This window comes from Stenotrophomonas sp. I18B00994, assembly GCF_014145825.1.
In the GTDB taxonomy this organism is placed as follows: Bacteria; Pseudomonadota; Gammaproteobacteria; order Xanthomonadales; family Xanthomonadaceae; genus Stenotrophomonas; species Stenotrophomonas maltophilia.
In genome coordinates, this window is sequence record NZ_JACIUW010000012.1 from 65,397 (window position 1) to 81,913 (window position 16,517).

At 67.3% G+C, this 16,517-nt stretch carries 15 protein-coding genes; 12 read left to right on the top strand and 3 right to left on the bottom strand.

The genetic code is table 11. From position 1 onward, the window contains the following. Positions 1 to 32: 32 nt before the first annotated feature. The 8 genes from H4O10_RS14445 to H4O10_RS14480 all read left to right on the top strand — a co-directional run bounded on the left by H4O10_RS14445 (position 33) and on the right by H4O10_RS14480 (position 8,323). Positions 33 to 509 (top strand): histidine phosphatase family protein, encoded by a 477-nt coding sequence (locus tag H4O10_RS14445; protein WP_005407539.1) that lies wholly within the window; start codon positions 33 to 35, stop codon positions 507 to 509. 4 nt (positions 510 to 513) lie between these two features. Beyond that, on the top strand, positions 514 to 1,131 hold the full coding sequence (locus H4O10_RS14450) for a YceI family protein (protein WP_005407540.1): 618 nt from the start codon (positions 514 to 516) through the stop codon (positions 1,129 to 1,131). Beyond that, positions 1,128 to 3,176: a phospholipase D family protein gene (locus H4O10_RS14455; RefSeq protein ID WP_049452633.1), complete on the top strand. Its 2,049-nt coding sequence runs from the start codon at positions 1,128 to 1,130 to the stop codon at positions 3,174 to 3,176. The genes H4O10_RS14450 and H4O10_RS14455 overlap by 4 nt, the downstream gene beginning before the upstream one ends. A gap of 10 nt (positions 3,177 to 3,186) precedes the next feature. Then, positions 3,187 to 3,621 (top strand): hotdog fold thioesterase, encoded by a 435-nt coding sequence (locus tag H4O10_RS14460; RefSeq protein WP_005407542.1) that lies wholly within the window; start codon positions 3,187 to 3,189, stop codon positions 3,619 to 3,621. A gap of 120 nt (positions 3,622 to 3,741) precedes the next feature. Continuing rightward, positions 3,742 to 4,533, top strand: coding sequence for a lysophospholipid acyltransferase family protein (locus tag H4O10_RS14465; RefSeq protein ID WP_024956258.1), 792 nt, complete (start codon positions 3,742 to 3,744; stop codon positions 4,531 to 4,533). A 52-nt stretch (positions 4,534 to 4,585) separates the two neighbouring features. Beyond that, the gene (locus tag H4O10_RS14470; RefSeq protein ID WP_032965474.1) at positions 4,586 to 5,575 is read left to right on the top strand and encodes an alpha/beta fold hydrolase; all 990 of its coding nucleotides are present in this window, start codon (positions 4,586 to 4,588) and stop codon (positions 5,573 to 5,575) included. Positions 5,576 to 5,631: 56 nt separating this feature from the next. Continuing rightward, entirely contained in the window at positions 5,632 to 7,701 is a 2,070-nt protein-coding gene (locus tag H4O10_RS14475; RefSeq protein WP_049452634.1) for a tetratricopeptide repeat protein, read from the top strand. A 10-nt stretch (positions 7,702 to 7,711) separates the two neighbouring features. Continuing rightward, positions 7,712 to 8,323, top strand: a complete 612-nt coding sequence (locus H4O10_RS14480; protein ID WP_033834603.1) for a YbhB/YbcL family Raf kinase inhibitor-like protein — start codon at positions 7,712 to 7,714, stop codon at positions 8,321 to 8,323. Between the two features lie 36 nt (positions 8,324 to 8,359). On the opposite strand, the gene H4O10_RS14485 is transcribed toward H4O10_RS14480, so the two are convergent. From H4O10_RS14485 to H4O10_RS14495, 3 genes are all read right to left on the bottom strand, one after another. Next, a complete protein-coding gene (locus tag H4O10_RS14485) occupies positions 8,360 to 8,827 on the bottom strand; it encodes an META domain-containing protein (RefSeq protein ID WP_049452648.1) in 468 nt (155 codons plus the stop codon). Positions 8,828 to 8,968: 141 nt separating this feature from the next. Then, positions 8,969 to 9,796: an META and DUF4377 domain-containing protein gene (locus H4O10_RS14490; RefSeq protein WP_033834604.1), complete on the bottom strand. Its 828-nt coding sequence runs from the start codon at positions 9,794 to 9,796 to the stop codon at positions 8,969 to 8,971. A gap of 73 nt (positions 9,797 to 9,869) precedes the next feature. Next, positions 9,870 to 10,664, bottom strand: a complete 795-nt coding sequence (locus tag H4O10_RS14495) for an undecaprenyl-diphosphate phosphatase (protein WP_024956253.1) — start codon at positions 10,662 to 10,664, stop codon at positions 9,870 to 9,872. A gap of 223 nt (positions 10,665 to 10,887) precedes the next feature. Between H4O10_RS14495 and glnA the strand changes: the two genes are divergently transcribed. From glnA to H4O10_RS14515, 4 genes are all read left to right on the top strand, one after another. After that, positions 10,888 to 12,297: a type I glutamate--ammonia ligase gene (glnA, locus tag H4O10_RS14500; protein WP_005407550.1), complete on the top strand. Its 1,410-nt coding sequence runs from the start codon at positions 10,888 to 10,890 to the stop codon at positions 12,295 to 12,297. Positions 12,298 to 12,620: 323 nt separating this feature from the next. Further along, positions 12,621 to 12,959, top strand: a complete 339-nt coding sequence (locus H4O10_RS14505) for a P-II family nitrogen regulator (RefSeq protein ID WP_004134334.1) — start codon at positions 12,621 to 12,623, stop codon at positions 12,957 to 12,959. A gap of 20 nt (positions 12,960 to 12,979) precedes the next feature. Further along, on the top strand, positions 12,980 to 14,410 hold the full coding sequence (gene amt, locus H4O10_RS14510; protein WP_049452636.1) for an ammonium transporter: 1,431 nt from the start codon (positions 12,980 to 12,982) through the stop codon (positions 14,408 to 14,410). 361 nt (positions 14,411 to 14,771) lie between these two features. Continuing rightward, entirely contained in the window at positions 14,772 to 16,439 is a 1,668-nt protein-coding gene (locus H4O10_RS14515) for a ShlB/FhaC/HecB family hemolysin secretion/activation protein (protein WP_239667800.1), read from the top strand. Positions 16,440 to 16,517: the final 78 nt, after the last annotated feature.

A 16,517-nucleotide genomic window follows, 5' to 3' on the forward strand; every position in this document is an offset into this window, starting at 1 on the left:
CTGCTGCATCCTCTTCTTCATGGAAACCCGCGATGCGTGAACTGATCCTGCTGCGCCATGCCCATGCCGAACCGGCTACCCCCGGCCAGGCCGACCTCGACCGGCCGTTGTCGCCGGTGGGGCTCGCCGAAGCCGAAGCCGCCGGCAAGTGGCTGAAGGAGAACAACCTGCTGCCGGACTGCGTGCTGTGCTCACCGGCGCGGCGTACCCGCGAAACCCTGGAAGCCGTGCTCGGCACCATCGGTTACGTGGAAAAGCGCCTGGAAGACCGCATCTACGAAGCCACCCCCGGCACCCTGGCGGCATTGGTGGACGACCGCCGTGATCTCGACCGGGTGCTGATCGTCGGCCACAACCCGGGCCTGGAGCGGCTGGTGGCGTTGATGACCGAGGGCACCAGCAGCGACTACCGCGGCATGCCGCCGGCCGGCATCGCCGTGCTCGGCTTCCCGCGCGAGGCCTCGATCGAGCCAGGCGTGGCCAGCCTGAACGCATTCTGGTGGCCGTGATCCGATGAGCCTGGCGCGGCGCAGCCGCTATCTGCTGCCCGCGCTGCTGGCACTCGGCCCGGCCTGGGCGGCCGTGCCCACGCCGACCACCCTGCCACCGGTGGTCGCCGAAGCGCACCGGGTAATGCGCCTGGATACCCAGCGTTCGCAGATCGGCTTCGAGGTGCGCACCCGTTTCGGGCAGCGTATCGAAGGCCTGTTCCCGCACTTCGAAGGGCGCATCGAGATCCTCTCCGACGGCCGCCACCAGGTGCATCTGAAGATGTTCACGCGCTCGGTCGAGATCCCCGGCAAGGCGCGCTATACCGGATGGATGCGCGGCGAGGAGTTCTTCGATGCCGGCCGCCATCCGGTGGTCGAGTTCGACTCGCTGCCGTACTGGCCGGAAACCGTGGAGAGCGGTGGCGACATCAACGGCCGGCTGACCCTGCGCGGGATCAGCCACCCCGAGACACTGAAGGTCGAGAAGGCGGAGTGCGCCCGACCCGGCTATGATTGCGACGTCGTCAGCCGCGGTACCGTGCAGCGAGGCCGGTATGGCATGGACAGCTGGCAGCTTGCCTTGAGTGACCGAGTGACTTTCGTATTGCGTGCGCGCCTGAGCGAGGCGCCGAAACCGTGAACCTCCTGCTGCGTGTACTGGCGCTGGCAACCGTGTTGCTGGGCAGCGGTTGTGCATCGCTGTCGAATGCCGAGCGCGACCGCGCCGAGGCAATCGCCGTGCAGGCACGTTCGACCGTGGTCGACTGCCAGCGTGCAGACCGCTGTGCACAGGATTCGCCGCTGCGGGCGCTGGCCGGCCGGGCGTTCACCGAATCCGCCCCGGAACGACCGCGCCACTACGCCACCCTGCTCGATGAGGGCGAGGGCGCCCTGGTTGCACGCCTGAACCTGCTGCGCAGCGCCACCCGCAGCATCGACCTGCAGACCTACATCTTCGACAAGGACGACAGCGCCCGTCTGGTCATCGACGAACTGCTGGCCGCATCGCGGCGCGGGGTGAAGGTGCGGCTGCTGATCGACCAGCTCTCGGCGATCTCCGACCTGCAGATCCTCGGCGCCCTGTCCGGCGCCCACCAGAACTTCCAGCTGCGGGTCTACAACCCGACCTTCGGCAAGGCCCGGCTGAACTACTTCGACTATGCCGGCAGCGTGCTGTGCTGCTTCCGCCGGTTCAACCAGCGCATGCACAACAAGCTGCTGGTGATCGACGATGCGATCGGCGTGGTCGGTGGCCGCAACTACCAGGACGACTATTACGACTGGGACCGCGAGTACAACTTCCGCGACCGCGATGTACTGATCGCCGGCCCGGAAGCACGTGCGATGGCGGCCAACTTCGACGCGTTCTGGCGCGCACACCGCAGCGTGCCGGCCGAGCGCCTCAACGACGTGGGCCGCACGTTGCTGCGCGAGGGCGTGCCAACGCTGCCGCCGGCCAGCTTCCGCCGCCCGGAACGGGTACAGCGGGTCAGCGCCGAAGCCAACGACACCGAGTTCGTCACCCGTTCCTTCGTGGATACCGCGCTACCGGTGGCTTCGGTGCGCTACGTGGCCGACCTGCCACGCAAGCATCGCCGCGAGAAGGCCGATGCACCGCTGGCCGGCCAGCATGTGACCGAGCCCCAGCTGGATGCGCTGATCGCCAGTGCGCAGAAGGAAGTGATCCTGCAGACGCCGTACCTGGTGCTGTCCAAGCCGGCGCAGAAGCTGTTCCGTGAACTGCGCAAGCGCCCGCAGCCACCGCGCGTGGTGGTGTCCAGCAACAGCCTGGCGGCGACTGACAACCCGATCGTGTATGCGTTGTCGTACAAGTACAAGCGGCGCAACATGCGCGAACTGGGCTTCAACATCTTCGAATACAAGCCGTTCCCGCTGGACGCGCCGGTTGACTACCGCAACCTGCTGCCCGACCCGATCGCTGCGCCCGGGGGGGAAGACGAAGGCGGTCGCAATCCGCTGATCGGTGGCAGTGCTGCCGGCAGCAACGCACGCGGTGGCAGCAGCAGTGGTTCGGATGCCGGCAGCAGGCAGGGCCCGTTGAATCGCCACAGCGATGGTGCCTACGACAACGCCCGCGCACGCCGTCGCGCCGCCGGCAGCGAGGTGGAAACGCGCCTGCTGCGCACCGAGACGCGGCCGTCGTTCCTGGGCAGCAAGGCGGTCAACAAGCCGTTGCCGGTCACCCGCAAGGGCGCGCGCATGGGCCTGCACGCCAAGTCGCTGGTGGTCGACCGCCGCATCGGCGTGGTCGGCACCCACAACTTCGATCCGCGCAGCGAGAACTACAACACCGAAGGCGCGGTGATCATCGACGACCCGGTTTTTGCCGAGGAACTGGCGCAGAGCATCCTGCGTGACACCCACCCACAGAACTCCTGGACGGTGGCGCCACGGGCGAAGCCACCGGTGCTGTCGGGGCTGAATTACAGCGTCGGCAAGGCCTCCGAAGCGCTGCCCATCCTTGATTTCTGGCCCTGGCGCTACGCCACCGACTACGAGTTCAAGCCCGGCCCGGAGTGCCCGCAGCCGCTGCCGCGGCAGGATCCTGATTTCCATCGCTGCTACGTCGCCGTCGGCGACTTCCCCGAAGTCAACGTCGGCCCGAAGTGGCTGCTGGTGCGCATGCTGACCGCATTCGGCGCCGGTCTCGTTCCCATCCTCTGAAGGTACCCGCATGGCCCAGGTGTTCCGCGAAGCCGTTTCCATCGAGCAGCTCAACGCGCTCAGCCGCAACACGGCGATTGAATCCCTGGGCATCGTCTTCAGTGCCGCCGGCGAGGACTGGCTGCAGGCCACCATGCCGGTGGATGAGCGCACCCGCCAGCCCTACGGCATCCTGCACGGCGGTGCCTCGGTGGTGCTGGCCGAGACCCTGGGCAGCAGCGCCGGCAACCTGTGCGTGGATACCGGCAAGCAGGTCTGCGTGGGCCTGGAGATCAATGCCAACCACGTGCGTGCCGTGCGCTCGGGCACGGTCACCGGCACCGCCCGCGCGCTGCACGTCGGCCGCAGCACCCAGCTGTGGGAGATCCGCATCGAGGACGAGCAGGGCCGCCTGGTATGCATCTCGCGGCTGACCCTGGCGGTGGTGGCTGCCGGTCACGGCTGAGCCCCCCTGGGGCTCGTTGACGGCAGCGGAACCCAGCGTTCCCCGCCGATTGCCCCGGTCGATGGCGGTTATGGCCTAAATCGGCTGGCAGCGATGACGGCCCTCCGGTATCGTGCGCGGATGACTTCCCCCACTCCGGCCCCCCGTGGCGGCGTGGCGCGTGTGTGCCGTTACCTGTACCGCGTACCGCTGCTGTTGGTCCACATCATCGTGTTCCTGCCGCTCATCCTGATCGGCATGCTTCCGCCGTGGGGCGAACTGCGCGTGGGCGAGGCGACCTTCGGCGCCAAGGTGGTCAACTGGTGGCAGGGCGGGCTGATGTGGATCTTCGGCTTCCGCCTGGTGCAGGTCGGCGCGCCGCTGCCCGGTGCCGTGCTGTTCGTGGCCAACCATGTCAGCTGGGTCGATATCTGCATCCTGCACAGCCAGCGCATGATGGGCTTCGTCGCCAAGCGCGAGATCGCCAGCTGGCCGCTGGTGGGTTGGCTGGCCGCGCGCGGCCAGACCATCTTCCACCAGCGTGGCAACACCGAATCGCTCGGTGGCGTGATGCAGGTGATGGCCGACCGCCTGCGCGAGGGCAAGGCCGTGGGCGTGTTCCCGGAAGGGCGGACCCGCGGCGGTCACGAAGTGGGCCCGTTCCACGCCCGCATCTTCCAGGCCGCGGTCGAGACCGGCGTGCCGGTGCAGCCGGTGGCCCTGGTGTACGGGGCGAAGGGCGACGCGCAGACCATCGTCGCGTTCGGCCCGAACGAGAGCTTCTTTGCCAATTTCCTGCGCCTGCTCGGCGAGCCGGCGCGACGTGCCGAAGTGCACTTCCTGGCGCCGATCGGTGCACAGGACCTGGAAGGCCGTCGGCGCATCGCGGAAACCTCGCGCGCGCGCATCGTGGCGGCCATGAGCGCCGGGTGAGGCTGCGGTGGCCCTGATCCCGCCACCTGTCCTGGACGCCGGTACGCCGACGCTGCATGCGGCTGACTATCAGCCGCCGCGCTGGCTGCGCAATCCGCACCTGCAGTCGATGCTCAGCTCCAGCCGCATGCGCCTGCAGCGCGGCCTGCTGCTGCTGGCGGCCACCGGTGCGGTCAGCGAAGAGCTGATCCTCGATGGTGGTGATGGCGTGCGCCTGCAGGGCTGGCACAGCCATGTCGAAGGCCGCGAGCCCAAGGGCATCGCGCTGCTGCTGCATGGCTGGGAAGGCAGTGCCGAATCCAGCTACATGCGCATGGCCGCCGCGCGCATGATCGAGCAGGGCTTCGACGTGGTGCGGCTGAACTTCCGCGACCACGGCAACACCCATCACCTGAACCCCGGCATCTTCCACTCCAATCTCATCGATGAAGTGGTGCACGCCGCGGGCGATATCGCCCAGCGCTGGCCGCAGCTGCCGCTGGTGGCCGCCGGTTATTCGCTGGGTGGCAACTTCGTGCTGCGCCTGGCCCTGCGCGCACCGGCTGCCGGCGTGCCGCTGCTGCGCGTCGCCTCGGTGTGCCCGGTGCTGGACCCGGCGCTGACGATGGAGAGCATCGAGAACGGCCCGGCGATGTACGACTGGTACTTCCGCCGCAAATGGGCCGGCTCGCTGCGCCGCAAGCGCGATCTGTTCCCCGAGCTGAGCGACTGCGACGACCGCGTGCTGAAGCTGGACATCCGCGCGCTGACCGCCTGGCTGGTCGAGCGCCACACCAGCTTCGGTTCGCTGCAGGCCTATTTCGACGGCTACTCGATCGCCGGCGACCGCCTGTCGACCCTGCAGGTACCGGCCGACATCCTGATGGCGCAGGATGACCCGGTGATTCCGTACGCGACCTTCAGCAACTGGCAGCTGCCGGGCCAGGCGCGCCTGGAAACCGCCTGCTGGGGCGGCCACTGCGGGTTCATCGAAAACTGGCGCGGCGACGGCTTCTCCGAGCGCTGGGTCGCCCAGCGCCTGCAGCGGGTCCTGCAGGCCTGAACCGGCGACAGCGCGCAGCCCGCTACAATGCGGCTTTGCACTTGAACCGGACTGCCATGCAAGACCAGATCATCCAAGCGTTGCGCCAGAACCAGGCCGACCAGGCCGTGCAGCTGGCCCAGGCGTGGACCCGTGACGAACCCGGCCAGGCCAACGCCCACCGCTGGCTGGCGCTTGCGCTGCAGCAGCAGGGCAACGCCGAGGAGGCGATGGAGGCCCTGCAGCAGGCGCTGCGGCTGGCCCCGGACGACGCCCAGCTGCACCTGCAGCATGCCGGCCTGCTGCTGGCACTGCGCCAGTTCGAGGGTGCCGACGAAGCACTGGTGCGCACCACCGGCCTCGATCCGAACTCGTTCTCCGCCTATCTGATGCAGGCGCACCTGGCGATCGGCCGCAATGACTTCGACGAAGCGCAGCGCATCTCCACCCTGGCCGCGCGCGTGGAGCCGGACCATCCGGAACTGCTGACCATCGACGGCATGGTTGCACTGCGCCGCGGTGACGCCGACCGTGCACTGGCGCTGCTGTCGGCTGCCAGCAAGGCACTGCCGGACGATACCCGCGTGCTGTACGCGCTGGGCTTTGCCTACCTGGGCAAGGACATGCTGGCGTTTGCAGAGCAGTCGTTCCGCCGCGTGCTGGAACTCAATCCGTCACTGTCCTCGCTGCATGGGCTGGTGGTGCAGCTGGCACTGCGCCAGGGCAACGTACCGGCCGCCGCCGAAGCGATGCAGGTGGCCCTGCAGCAGCCGGAGATGGACGTACCGTCGATGCGACGCCTGGCGGGTGAACTGTCGCTGCGCAATGGCCAGCCGCTGCAGGCCCTGGACTACCTGCTGCCGCTGCTGGAGACGCAGCCGGAAGACCGCCAGGTGCTGCAGCTGCTGCTGATGTCATGGCAGCGCCTGGGGCGCGAGGATGAAGCGCGTGCACGCCTGGATGCGGTACTGGATACCAATGACCAGCTGCACGATGTGTGGCTGGCACGGCTGGCCATCGAGCAGGTGGGCAGCGAAAGCGCCGTGACCGTGGTCGAGCGCTGGATGGCGGCGATGCCCGCGCATCTGCCGGCCCTGGAGGCGCGCCTGCGCCTGCATGACATGGCCGGCGAACATGCTCAGGCCGAAGCGATCGCCGAACGCATCGTCAGCCTGGAACCGGGCCGCGTCAGCGGCGAGACCCGGCTGGTCGAAGGCCTGCTGCAGCGCGATCCCGCCGCCGCCGTGGCCCGCGTGCAGGCGCTGATCGAGCTGGCGCCGGAAGAGCATCGCGCCGACCTGCGGACGTGGATGGGCGAGATCCAAGACCGCGCCGGGCAGCCGCAGGACGCCCTGCGCACCTGGCTGTCGCTGCAGGCTGACCAGGCGCCGCAGCGCTTGCCACTGCCGCCACAGGCCAAGTCCCCGCCGAGCTGGCCGGACAAGGGCAGCATCGACGGCGATGCCAGCTCCGCGCCGATCTTCCTCTGGGGCCCGCCGGGTTCGGGCGTTGAGCGGGTGGCGACCGGCCTGGCTGCTGCCAGCCCGGTGCTGCGCAGCGACCGCTACACCAACACGCCGCCCGATGATGCGTTCCAGAACTACAACACATTGCAGGACCTGGCCTCAGGCGTGCTGACGCCGGAGCGGCTGGTGCAGCGCTGGCGTGAACAGCTGCCGGCACGTGGCCTGCAGAGCGACACCGTGATCGACTGGCTGCTGTGGTGGGACAATGCCCTGCTGTGGGCGCTGCGCCCGCAGCTGCCGCAGGGCCGCCTGGTGCTGGTGCTGCGCGACCCGCGCGACATGCTGCTGGACTGGGTGGCCTACGGTGCCGCCGCGCCGCTGGCGATGACGTCGCTGGCCGAAGCCAGTGAATGGCTGACCCGCGCGCTGACCCAGATCGCCACGCTGCATGAGGACGACCTGTACCCGCACGTGCTGCTGCGCATCGACCAGATCGGCAACGATCCGCAGGCGATGGCCGAACTGCTGGGCCGCCTGTTCGAGCGGCCGATGCCGCCGGCGGCACAGCTGGGAGCCCCGCGCCTGCCGGCCGGCCACTGGCGCAACTACCGCGACGTGATGAGCGCCGCCTTCGCCCAGCTCACCCCGGTTGCGGTGCGCCTGGGTTACCCGGAAGAGTGAGGAGAGTCCGATGCAGTTGACCAGCCACAGCCTGACCAACGGCGCACCGATCGATCGTGAGTTCGCCGCGGGCGACGCCAACGGTTTCGCCCCGGACCGCAACCCGCACCTGGCCTGGAGCGGGGCGCCGGCCGGCACCCGTTCGTTCCTGCTGGTATGCGTGGACCCGGACGTACCGACCGTGCCGGAGACGGTTGGCCGCAGCGACATGAGCGTGCCGCGCGACCAGCCGCGCTGCGATTTCGTGCACTGGGTGATGGCCGATATCCCGGCCACGGTGCAGGAGATCGCCGCTGGCAGCTGCAGCGACGGCTTCGTGGTGAAGGGCAAGCCCGCACCCGCCGGCCCGACCGGCAGCCGCCAGGGCCTGAACGACTTCACCGGCTGGTTCGCGGGCAACCCGGACATGGCCGGTGATTACCTGGGCTATGACGGCCCGTATCCGCCGTTCAACGACGAGCGCATGCACCGCTATTTCTTCCGGGTATTCGCGCTGGACGTGGCGTCGCTGGACCTGCCGCAGCGCTTCACCGCCGCCGACGCGTACCGCGCCATGCACGGCCACGTGCTGGCCGAAGCCGCACTGCACGGCACCTACACGTTGAACCCGGCGCTGGGCTGAGCAGCACACAGGGAAGATGCCGGCCAGCGGCCGGCCCTACCTTCCATCCGTTTGCAGCGCCGCCGGTTCGAACACTGCGGTGTCGCCTCTCGCGTTGCGCAGCACCAGCGCGCCGCGGTCGTCAAGCGCAAGCGTCGGTGCCGAGCCTTCGCCGTGCATCAGCTTTCCGGCGAGCTTCTGCTGCGTGGGCAGTCTCTGATCGATGCATAGCGCTGTGGTCTGCACGCCGTTGCGCAGGATCAGCAGATTGCCCTGCAGCCGGTACTCGTTGCTGACGTGGTTGCACAGGTTCAACTCGCTCATGAAACCGGACTGGAAGCGCAGTGTGTAGGGCGCGCGACCGCGGACGAACAACGCGTCGATGCGCTTTCCTTGCGCGTTGGTGGCACGCACCAGTTGCCACAGGTGCGCTTCAAGCTGATCGGTGCTGGGCGTGCTGGCAGCGGCCACATTCGCGGACATGACGAGCAGCGCAGCAATGATGAGGACGGGGACGTGCTTCATGCCGATCTCCCGATGCATCCGGTAGTGCCGGCCGCTGGCCGGCCGCATCCGTGTGTTGGCAGTGCCGCGCAGGGCAGCCGGCCAGCGGCCGGCCCTACCGACCATGAAGAAGGGCGGCCTCTCGGCCGCCCTTCCATCGTTTTATTTCTTCTCGATGGCCGACTCGACCACCATGTCCAGCACGTACGCCTGCGACGGCGCATCGGCCGGCGGGTTCTTCACCTCGTAGCGCTTCACGCGCACCACGTTGCGCACGCCGTCTTCGTGGGTGTAACCCTCGATGTTGCCGTAGAAGTTCTCGAACTTGCCCGGCTCGCCCTGCTTCAGGCCCTTGTCGTCGAACTTCACTTCGCGCACCTGCAGGCACTGGTAGTCCGGGATCAGCGGGTGCGAGCACTTCTCGGTCTTCGCAGCCACTTCCAGGAACACGGTTTCGCCGGCGCCGCCGTAGCGGGTTTCAGCGGTCGGTTCCGGGTTGAACACCAGCACGTCGCCCTTGGCGGTGGTCAGGGTCAGCTTGCCATCGGCATCCTGCTCGGCCTTCAGCTCGCCCTGCAGGCGGCTCGACACAGCCTCGTCCAGCGCCATCAGCGCCTTGTCGTTGCAGGCCATCATGGTCGAGGCCATCGCACTGACCGTCAGCTTGCCGTCGGCCAGGGTGTAGCCGCCACCCATGTGGTTGCAGGCGTTGCTGACCGACAGGCGGCCATCAGTGAAGTCCAGGGTGACCGGCTTGTCTTCGCGGGCGAACAGCGCGTCGATGCGCTTGCCGTCGGCGCCGGTGGCCTGCTGCAGCAGCCAGTGCTGGCTCTGCAGGCGCTGCGCATCCAGGTGCGCCAGCGTCTGCTGGTCTGCTGCCTTGGCCGCGGCCGGGGCCACGTCGTCGCCGCCGGTGCCGGCCGGTGCCGGGGTCTGGCTGCAGGCGGCCATCAGGGCCAGCGGGAGGAGCAGGGTGAGCTTGCGGTTCATGGTGATTCTCCTTGGGGAACCGTGGGGGAAACGGGGTAGGGCCGGCAACGGGGTTGCCGTGCCCCAGTGCTGTTCAGCTGCCGGACGGCAGCCACAGCAGCAGCGCCGCGCCCAGCGCGATGCGGTAGATGGCGAAGGCGGTGAACCTGTGCGACTTGATGTAGCCCATCAGCCACTTCACTACGACGAAGCCGGTGACGGCCGCGGCAAGGAAGGCCACGCCCACGTCGGTCCAGTTCTCGCTGCCCAGCTGCCCAGCCTTGGCCATTTCCAGGAAGGTGTAGGCGCTGGCGGCGAACATGGTGGGAATGCCGACCAGGAACACGAACTCGGCGGCGGCCGCGCGGCGGCTCAGGCCCAGCAGCATGGCCAGGAAGATGGCCGAGGCCGAGCGCGAGGTGCCGGGGAACACGCCGGCCACGACCTGCGCCAGGCCGACACCGATCGCCACCGTCCAGGTCACCTGGTCGCGGTCGGGCAGGCGCGCGGTGTAGGCCTCCACCAGCAGCATCCAGACGCCACCGATGATCAGCGCCCAGGCCACCGGGCTGACCGTTTCCGGCAGCGACCAGCCGGCCTTGCGTACCACCAGGCCGACCACCGCGGTGACCAGGAACGCCGCGCCCAGCTTGAACACGTACTCGCGGTTCCCGCGCTGGTTGAAGCCGGTGGCCAGCTGCAGCAGGCGCTGGCGGAACACCAGTACCACGGCCACGATGGCGCCGGCCTGGATGACGATGTTGAAGAAGTCCGAACGGGCACCCAGCCAGTGCTGGGCGATGAGCAGGTGGCCGGTGCTGGAGATCGGCAGGAACTCGGTCAAGCCTTCGAGGATGCCCAGCAGCAGGGCGGAGAGCAGGTCGGACATGGACGGTGCGTGCACGCGCGGCGGAAGGAGGAAGGGCGAGAGGATAGACGATCCGCGCTGCACCAAACGGGTGCGTCTGGTGGTCGGTGCACTCGTTTGGTGCGCCGCGTTCTGCACCCGCACGGGGCGGCCCTCATGAAATCAATGACTTGCGGCATCTGAAAAGTTGGCACGGTCGTTGCTCTACCTCAGCAGGCATTCATCCCCATCCGAGGTCGTACCGATGTCCGTGGAAAACGTTGAGAAGCTGATCAAGGACAACCAGATCGAATTCGTCGATCTGCGCTTTGTCGACATGCGTGGTGTCGAGCAGCACGTGACCTTCCCGGTCAGCATCGTCGAACCGTCGCTGTTCGAAGAAGGCAAGATGTTCGATGGCAGCTCGATCGCCGGCTGGAAGGGCATCAACGAGTCGGACATGGTGCTGCTGCCGGATACCGCCAGCGCCTACGTCGACCCGTTCTACGCCGATCCGACCATCGTGATCAGCTGCGACATCCTCGACCCGGCCACCATGCAGCCGTATGGCCGTTGCCCGCGCGGCATCGCCAAGCGCGCCGAGGCCTACCTGAAGTCCTCCGGCATTGCCGAAACCGCGTTCTTCGGCCCGGAGCCGGAATTCTTCATCTTCGACTCGGTCCGTTTCGCCAATGAAATGGGCAACACTTTCTTCAAGGTCGATTCCGAAGAAGCTGCCTGGAACAGCGGCGCCAAGTACGACGGCGCCAACAGCGGTTACCGTCCAGGCGTGAAGGGTGGCTATTTCCCCGTTCCGCCGACCGACACCCTGCACGACCTGCGCGCCGAGATGTGCAAGACCCTGGAACAGGTCGGCATCGAAGTGGAAGTGCAGCACCACGAAGTGGCCACCGCCGGCCAGTGCGAGATCGGCACCAAATTCAGCACCCTGGTGCAGAAGGCCGACGAACTGCTGCGCATGAAGTACGTGATCAAGAACGTCGCGCACCGCAACGGCAAGACCGTCACCTTCATGCCCAAGCCGATCGTCGGCGACAACGGCAGCGGCATGCACGTGCACCAGTCGCTGTCCAAGGGCGGCACCAACCTGTTCTCCGGTGACGGCTACGGCGGCCTGAGCCAGCTGGCGCTGTGGTACATCGGCGGCATCTTCAAGCACGCCAAGGCCATCAATGCCTTCGCCAACTCGGGCACCAACAGCTACAAGCGCCTGGTGCCGGGCTTCGAAGCGCCGGTGATGCTGGCCTATTCGGCCCGCAACCGTTCTGCATCGTGCCGCATTCCGTGGGTCTCCAACCCGAAGGCGCGCCGTATCGAAATGCGCTTCCCGGACCCGATCCAGTCCGGCTACCTCACCTTCACCGCGCTGATGATGGCTGGCCTGGACGGCATCAAGAACCAGATCGACCCGGGCGCACCGAGCGACAAGGACCTGTACGACCTGCCGCCGGAAGAAGAGAAGCTGATCCCGCAGGTCTGCTCCTCGCTGGACCAGGCGCTGGAAGCGCTGGACAAGGACCGCGAGTTCCTGAAGGCCGGTGGCGTGATGAGCGATGACTTCATCGACGGCTACATCGCGCTGAAGATGCAGGAAGTGACCAAGTTCCGCGCGGCCACCCACCCGCTGGAATACCAGCTGTACTACGCCAGCTGACCGGATGCGATGGCGGTGGGTTTCCCCCTCCCACCCGCCGCCATCGCTTCCGTTTTCGCGGCTGGGGAGCCGCGGTCAGGTCGGGGTCGGATCCCGTTCGTTTACGAATGGGCTCTGACCCCTGATCCAGGGGCAAGAGAGAGACCGGATACGCGACCAGGGCCGCCCTCCCTCCCGCGTCGGTCGTGCAAGGAGAGAGGCACGGCCGTCCCGGCCCTGTACGTGTCCGGTGCAACAGCCACGGTCATCATCCTGATGACCCGTGGTTGCCTGATGCCAACGCGCGCTGGCGCGCTGGCCCCATCCACCATCGGGACATGCGCATGAAACTGATCTCCGCCATCATCCGGCCGTTCAAGCTCGACGAGGTCCGCGAGGCCTTGTCCGACGCAGGCGTGTCGGGCATTACCGTGACCGAAGTGAAAGGCTTCGGCCGCCAGAAGGGCCACACCGAGCTGTATCGCGGCGCCGAGTACGTCGTCGATTTCCTGCCCAAGATCAAGATCGAAACCGTAGTCACCGACGAGCGTGCCGATGCGGTGATCGAAGCGATCCAATCGTCGGCAGGCACCGGCAAGATCGGTGACGGCAAGATCTTCGTCACCGCCGTTGAACAGGTCATCCGCATCCGCACCGGCGAAATCGGTGCCGACGCGCTGTAACCCCTTTCCGGAGACTCCCCATGAAGATGCGCCTTCTCACCGGGTGGCAAGCCCGGTTCCATGTCGTGTGGCTGTTGATGCTGCTGAATGCGCTGGCTGCGGGTGCTTGGCCGGGCAATGCCCACGCCCAGGCGCAGGTGTCGCCGCTGCCGAGCGAAAGCGTGGCCGTTGAACCGCTGCAGGACCCTGCAGCTGCAGCCGCTGCGCCGGCCGTGGCCGAAGTGGCCGCCGCCTATGATCATGGCGACGTGGCCTGGATGCTCACCTCCACCCTGCTGGTGCTGCTGATGGTCGTGCCGGGCCTGGCCCTGTTCTACGGTGGCCTGGTGCGTTCGAAGAACGTGCTGTCGGTACTCAGCCAGATCCTGGTGGTGTTCTCGCTGGTGCTGCTGCTGTGGGTGGCCTACGGCTACAGCGCGGTGTTCAGCGCGGGCAATCCCTTCTTCGGGTCGTTCACCGAGTTCGCCTTCCTCAAGGGCTTCACCCCCGAGTCGGTCGGCAACACACCGATCAAGGGCCTGCCGGACTATCTGTTCGTCGCGTTCCAGTCGACCTTTGCCGGCATCACCACCGCGCTGATCGTCGGTGCCTTCGCCGAGCGCATCAAGTTCCGCGCGGTGCTGATGTTCTCGGCGCTGTGGTTCACCCTCAGCTACATCCCGATGGCACATATCGTCTGGGGTGGCGGCTACCTGGGTGAGCTGGGTGCCATCGACTTCGCCGGCGGTACCGTGGTCCACATCAACGCGGGCGTCGCCGGCCTGGTCGCCGCGTGGTTCGTCGGCAAGCGCCTGGGCTACGGCCAGACCGCGCTGAAGCCGCACAACGTGCCGTTCACCTACATCGGCGCGATGCTGCTGTGGGTGGGCTGGTTCGGCTTCAACGCAGGCTCGGCGGCAGCGGCCGATACCGTGGCCTCGCTGGCCTTCCTCAATACCGTGCTGGCTACTGCCGCAGCGGTGCTGGGCTGGACGCTGGTGGAGGCAATCAGCAAGGGCAAGCCGTCGGCACTGGGCGCTGCCTCGGGTGCGGTGGCCGGCCTGGTCGGCATCACCCCGGCCTGCGGCACCGTCGGCCCGCTCGGCGCGATCATCATCGGCTTTGTCGCCGGCGTGGTCTGCGTCTGGGGGGTGACCGGCTTCAAGCGCCTGCTGAAGGTGGACGACACGGCGGACGTGTTCGGTGTGCATGGTGTCGGCGGCATCGTCGGCGCGATTCTCACCGGCGTGTTCAGTGCACAGTCGCTGGGTGGTACCAAGGCGGATCTGGATATCGCCCATCAGGTCTGGGTGCAGGTGGTCAGCGTCGGCCTCACCGTAGTGTGGTCGGCGGTGGTGACCGCGGTCATCTTGCTGGTGGTCAAGGTCGTGGTCGGCCTGCGCGTGACCGAGGAGGCCGAACGCACCGGCCTGGATGTGACCTCGCATGGTGAATCGGCCTACGAGGCCTGACCGGTTTCACGGTTTCAAGGGCGTCCCGCCACTGCTGCGCTGCACGCAGTGGCGGGCGTCAGGTACAGGTTTTCCTTGTGCCACCGGCATCAGTGGACGCAATGACGGAGCTCTGCTGGTTCCAGTGTAGATCCAGGACTCTGCCCGCTGGCGGAATGCCCTCCGTCAGACATCACACTTTGCCTTGAAGGCTTGCGCCAGCGTGGTTCGCTGGTGCTTTTTCCTGCCACACGATTCCCTTACAGTGCTGCCTCTTCCAACCGCATCTTCGTCGGTCTGGCAGTCATCAGCAGGGAAAAGCATCGTGGAACAGGGACGTAAAGTACGCAGCCGGGTGTTGCAGTGGCGGTTGTCCGTGGGCGTGGCATTGGCCATCACTGGCCTCCAGGCGCCGGCATGGGCACAGACGGTGTCACCGGAGCAGGAACTGCTCCGGCAGCAGGAGCGCGAGCGCGTGCTGCGTGAACAGCAGGAATCCACACCGGATGTGCGCCTGCAGCCAGCCACCGAAGACCTCGGCCGCCTGCCGGTTGATGAGTCGCCCTGTTTCACCATCACCACCATCGCGCTGCAGGGCGAGCTTGCCGACCGCTTCCGCTGGGCGCTGGCGGCAGCCGATCCCCGCAGCAACCCCGCCACCGGGCGCTGCCTGGGTACGGCGGGCGTGGACATCGTGATGAAGCGCGTGCAGAACGCGATCATCGAGCGCGGCTACGTCACCACCCGCATCCTTGCCGCACCGCAGGACCTGAAGGCCGGCGTGCTGACGCTCACGGTCGTGCCAGGGCGCGTCAACGCCATCCGCTTCGCTGACGGAGAAGGCCGTACCCCCGCCCTCTGGAATGCGATGCCGGTGAAGCGTGGCGAGGTGCTGAACCTGCGTGACATCGAGCAGGCGCTGGAGAACCTGCAGCGCGTGCCGACCGCCTCAGTGGACATACAGATCGCGCCACCGGCCGATGGCGCGGCCGCCAAACCCGGCGAAAGCGACCTGGTGATCAGCTGGAAGCAGGCGCGTCCGGTACGCGTCAACCTGACCCTGGACGATGCCGGCAGCCAGAGCACGGGCAAGATGCAGGCCGGTGCCACGGTGTCGGTGGACAACGCTGCGGGCCTGAGCGATCTGTTCTACGTCAACGTGGGCAGATCGGTGTTCAACGGCAGCGAACGTGGCACCGACAGCTGGGCGGCGCACTACAGCGTACCGCTGGGCGGTTGGCTGCTGGGTGCCAACGCCAGCAAGTACGACTATGAGCAGACCGTTGCCGGTGCGTTCGAGAACTACGTCTACAGCGGCTCCAGCCGCAATGCGGAACTGCGGCTGACCCGCATGCTGTTCCGCAACGCGCATGCCAAGACCAGCATGTACGCGCGTGGCTGGTACCGCGAATCGGACAACTTCATCAACGATACCGAGATTGAAGTGCAGCGCCGGCGCATGGCTGGCTGGGAGCTGGGCCTGGGCCACCGTCACTTCATCGGCAAGGCGACACTGGATGTGAACCTGGCTTACCGCAAGGGTACCGGTGCCTTCAACGCGTTGCGTGCGCCGGAAGAGGCGTTCGGCGAAGGCACGGCGCATGGCCGCATCTATACCGCGGACGCGCAGCTGGTCCTGCCGCTGCAGTGGGGCAAGCAGAGCCTGCGCTACATCGGCAGCTGGCGTGCGCAGTGGAACCGCTCGCCATTGGTGCCGCAGGACCGGTTCTCCATTGGTGGCCGCTACACCGTGCGTGGCTTTGATGGCGAAATGTCGCTGACCGGTGAGCGTGGCTGGTTGCTGCGCAATGAAGTGGGCGTGCCCCTAGGCGGCGGTGTGGAGGCCTACGTCGCCGTTGATCACGGGCGTGTCGCCGGCCCGTCCACGGCCCGATTGCTGGGCGACCGGCTCACCGGTACGGCCCTCGGGCTTCGCGGTGGCACCCGCCACATCAACTGGGATGCGTTCGTCGGCAGCCCGCTTTCCAAGCCGCGTGGCTTCCAGACCGCCTACACCACCTTCGGAATGAACCTGGGCGTCTCGTTCTGACGCCTGCACATGACCGGCCTGCGCAGTCCCCTGCGCGGCCAACACGATGCGGTACCGCGCAGCCTGCTGCGCATACAA

Bases quoted from the DNA above. Each gene is read 5' to 3' on its own strand.
- H4O10_RS14445 (WP_005407539.1), top strand. From the start codon at position 33: ATGCGTGAACTGATCCTGCTGCGCCATGCCCATGCCGAACCGGCTACC.
- H4O10_RS14450 (WP_005407540.1), top strand. From the start codon at position 514: ATGAGCCTGGCGCGGCGCAGCCGCTATCTGCTGCCCGCGCTGCTGGCA.
- H4O10_RS14460 (WP_005407542.1), top strand. From the start codon at position 3,187: ATGGCCCAGGTGTTCCGCGAAGCCGTTTCCATCGAGCAGCTCAACGCG.
- H4O10_RS14465 (WP_024956258.1), top strand. From the start codon at position 3,742: ATGACTTCCCCCACTCCGGCCCCCCGTGGCGGCGTGGCGCGTGTGTGC.
- H4O10_RS14475 (WP_049452634.1), top strand. From the start codon at position 5,632: ATGCAAGACCAGATCATCCAAGCGTTGCGCCAGAACCAGGCCGACCAG.
- H4O10_RS14480 (WP_033834603.1), top strand. From the start codon at position 7,712: ATGCAGTTGACCAGCCACAGCCTGACCAACGGCGCACCGATCGATCGT.
- H4O10_RS14485 (WP_049452648.1), bottom strand. From the start codon at position 8,827: ATGAAGCACGTCCCCGTCCTCATCATTGCTGCGCTGCTCGTCATGTCC.
- H4O10_RS14490 (WP_033834604.1), bottom strand. From the start codon at position 9,796: ATGAACCGCAAGCTCACCCTGCTCCTCCCGCTGGCCCTGATGGCCGCC.
- H4O10_RS14495 (WP_024956253.1), bottom strand. From the start codon at position 10,664: ATGTCCGACCTGCTCTCCGCCCTGCTGCTGGGCATCCTCGAAGGCTTG.
- glnA (WP_005407550.1), top strand. From the start codon at position 10,888: ATGTCCGTGGAAAACGTTGAGAAGCTGATCAAGGACAACCAGATCGAA.
- H4O10_RS14505 (WP_004134334.1), top strand. From the start codon at position 12,621: ATGAAACTGATCTCCGCCATCATCCGGCCGTTCAAGCTCGACGAGGTC.
- amt (WP_049452636.1), top strand. From the start codon at position 12,980: ATGAAGATGCGCCTTCTCACCGGGTGGCAAGCCCGGTTCCATGTCGTG.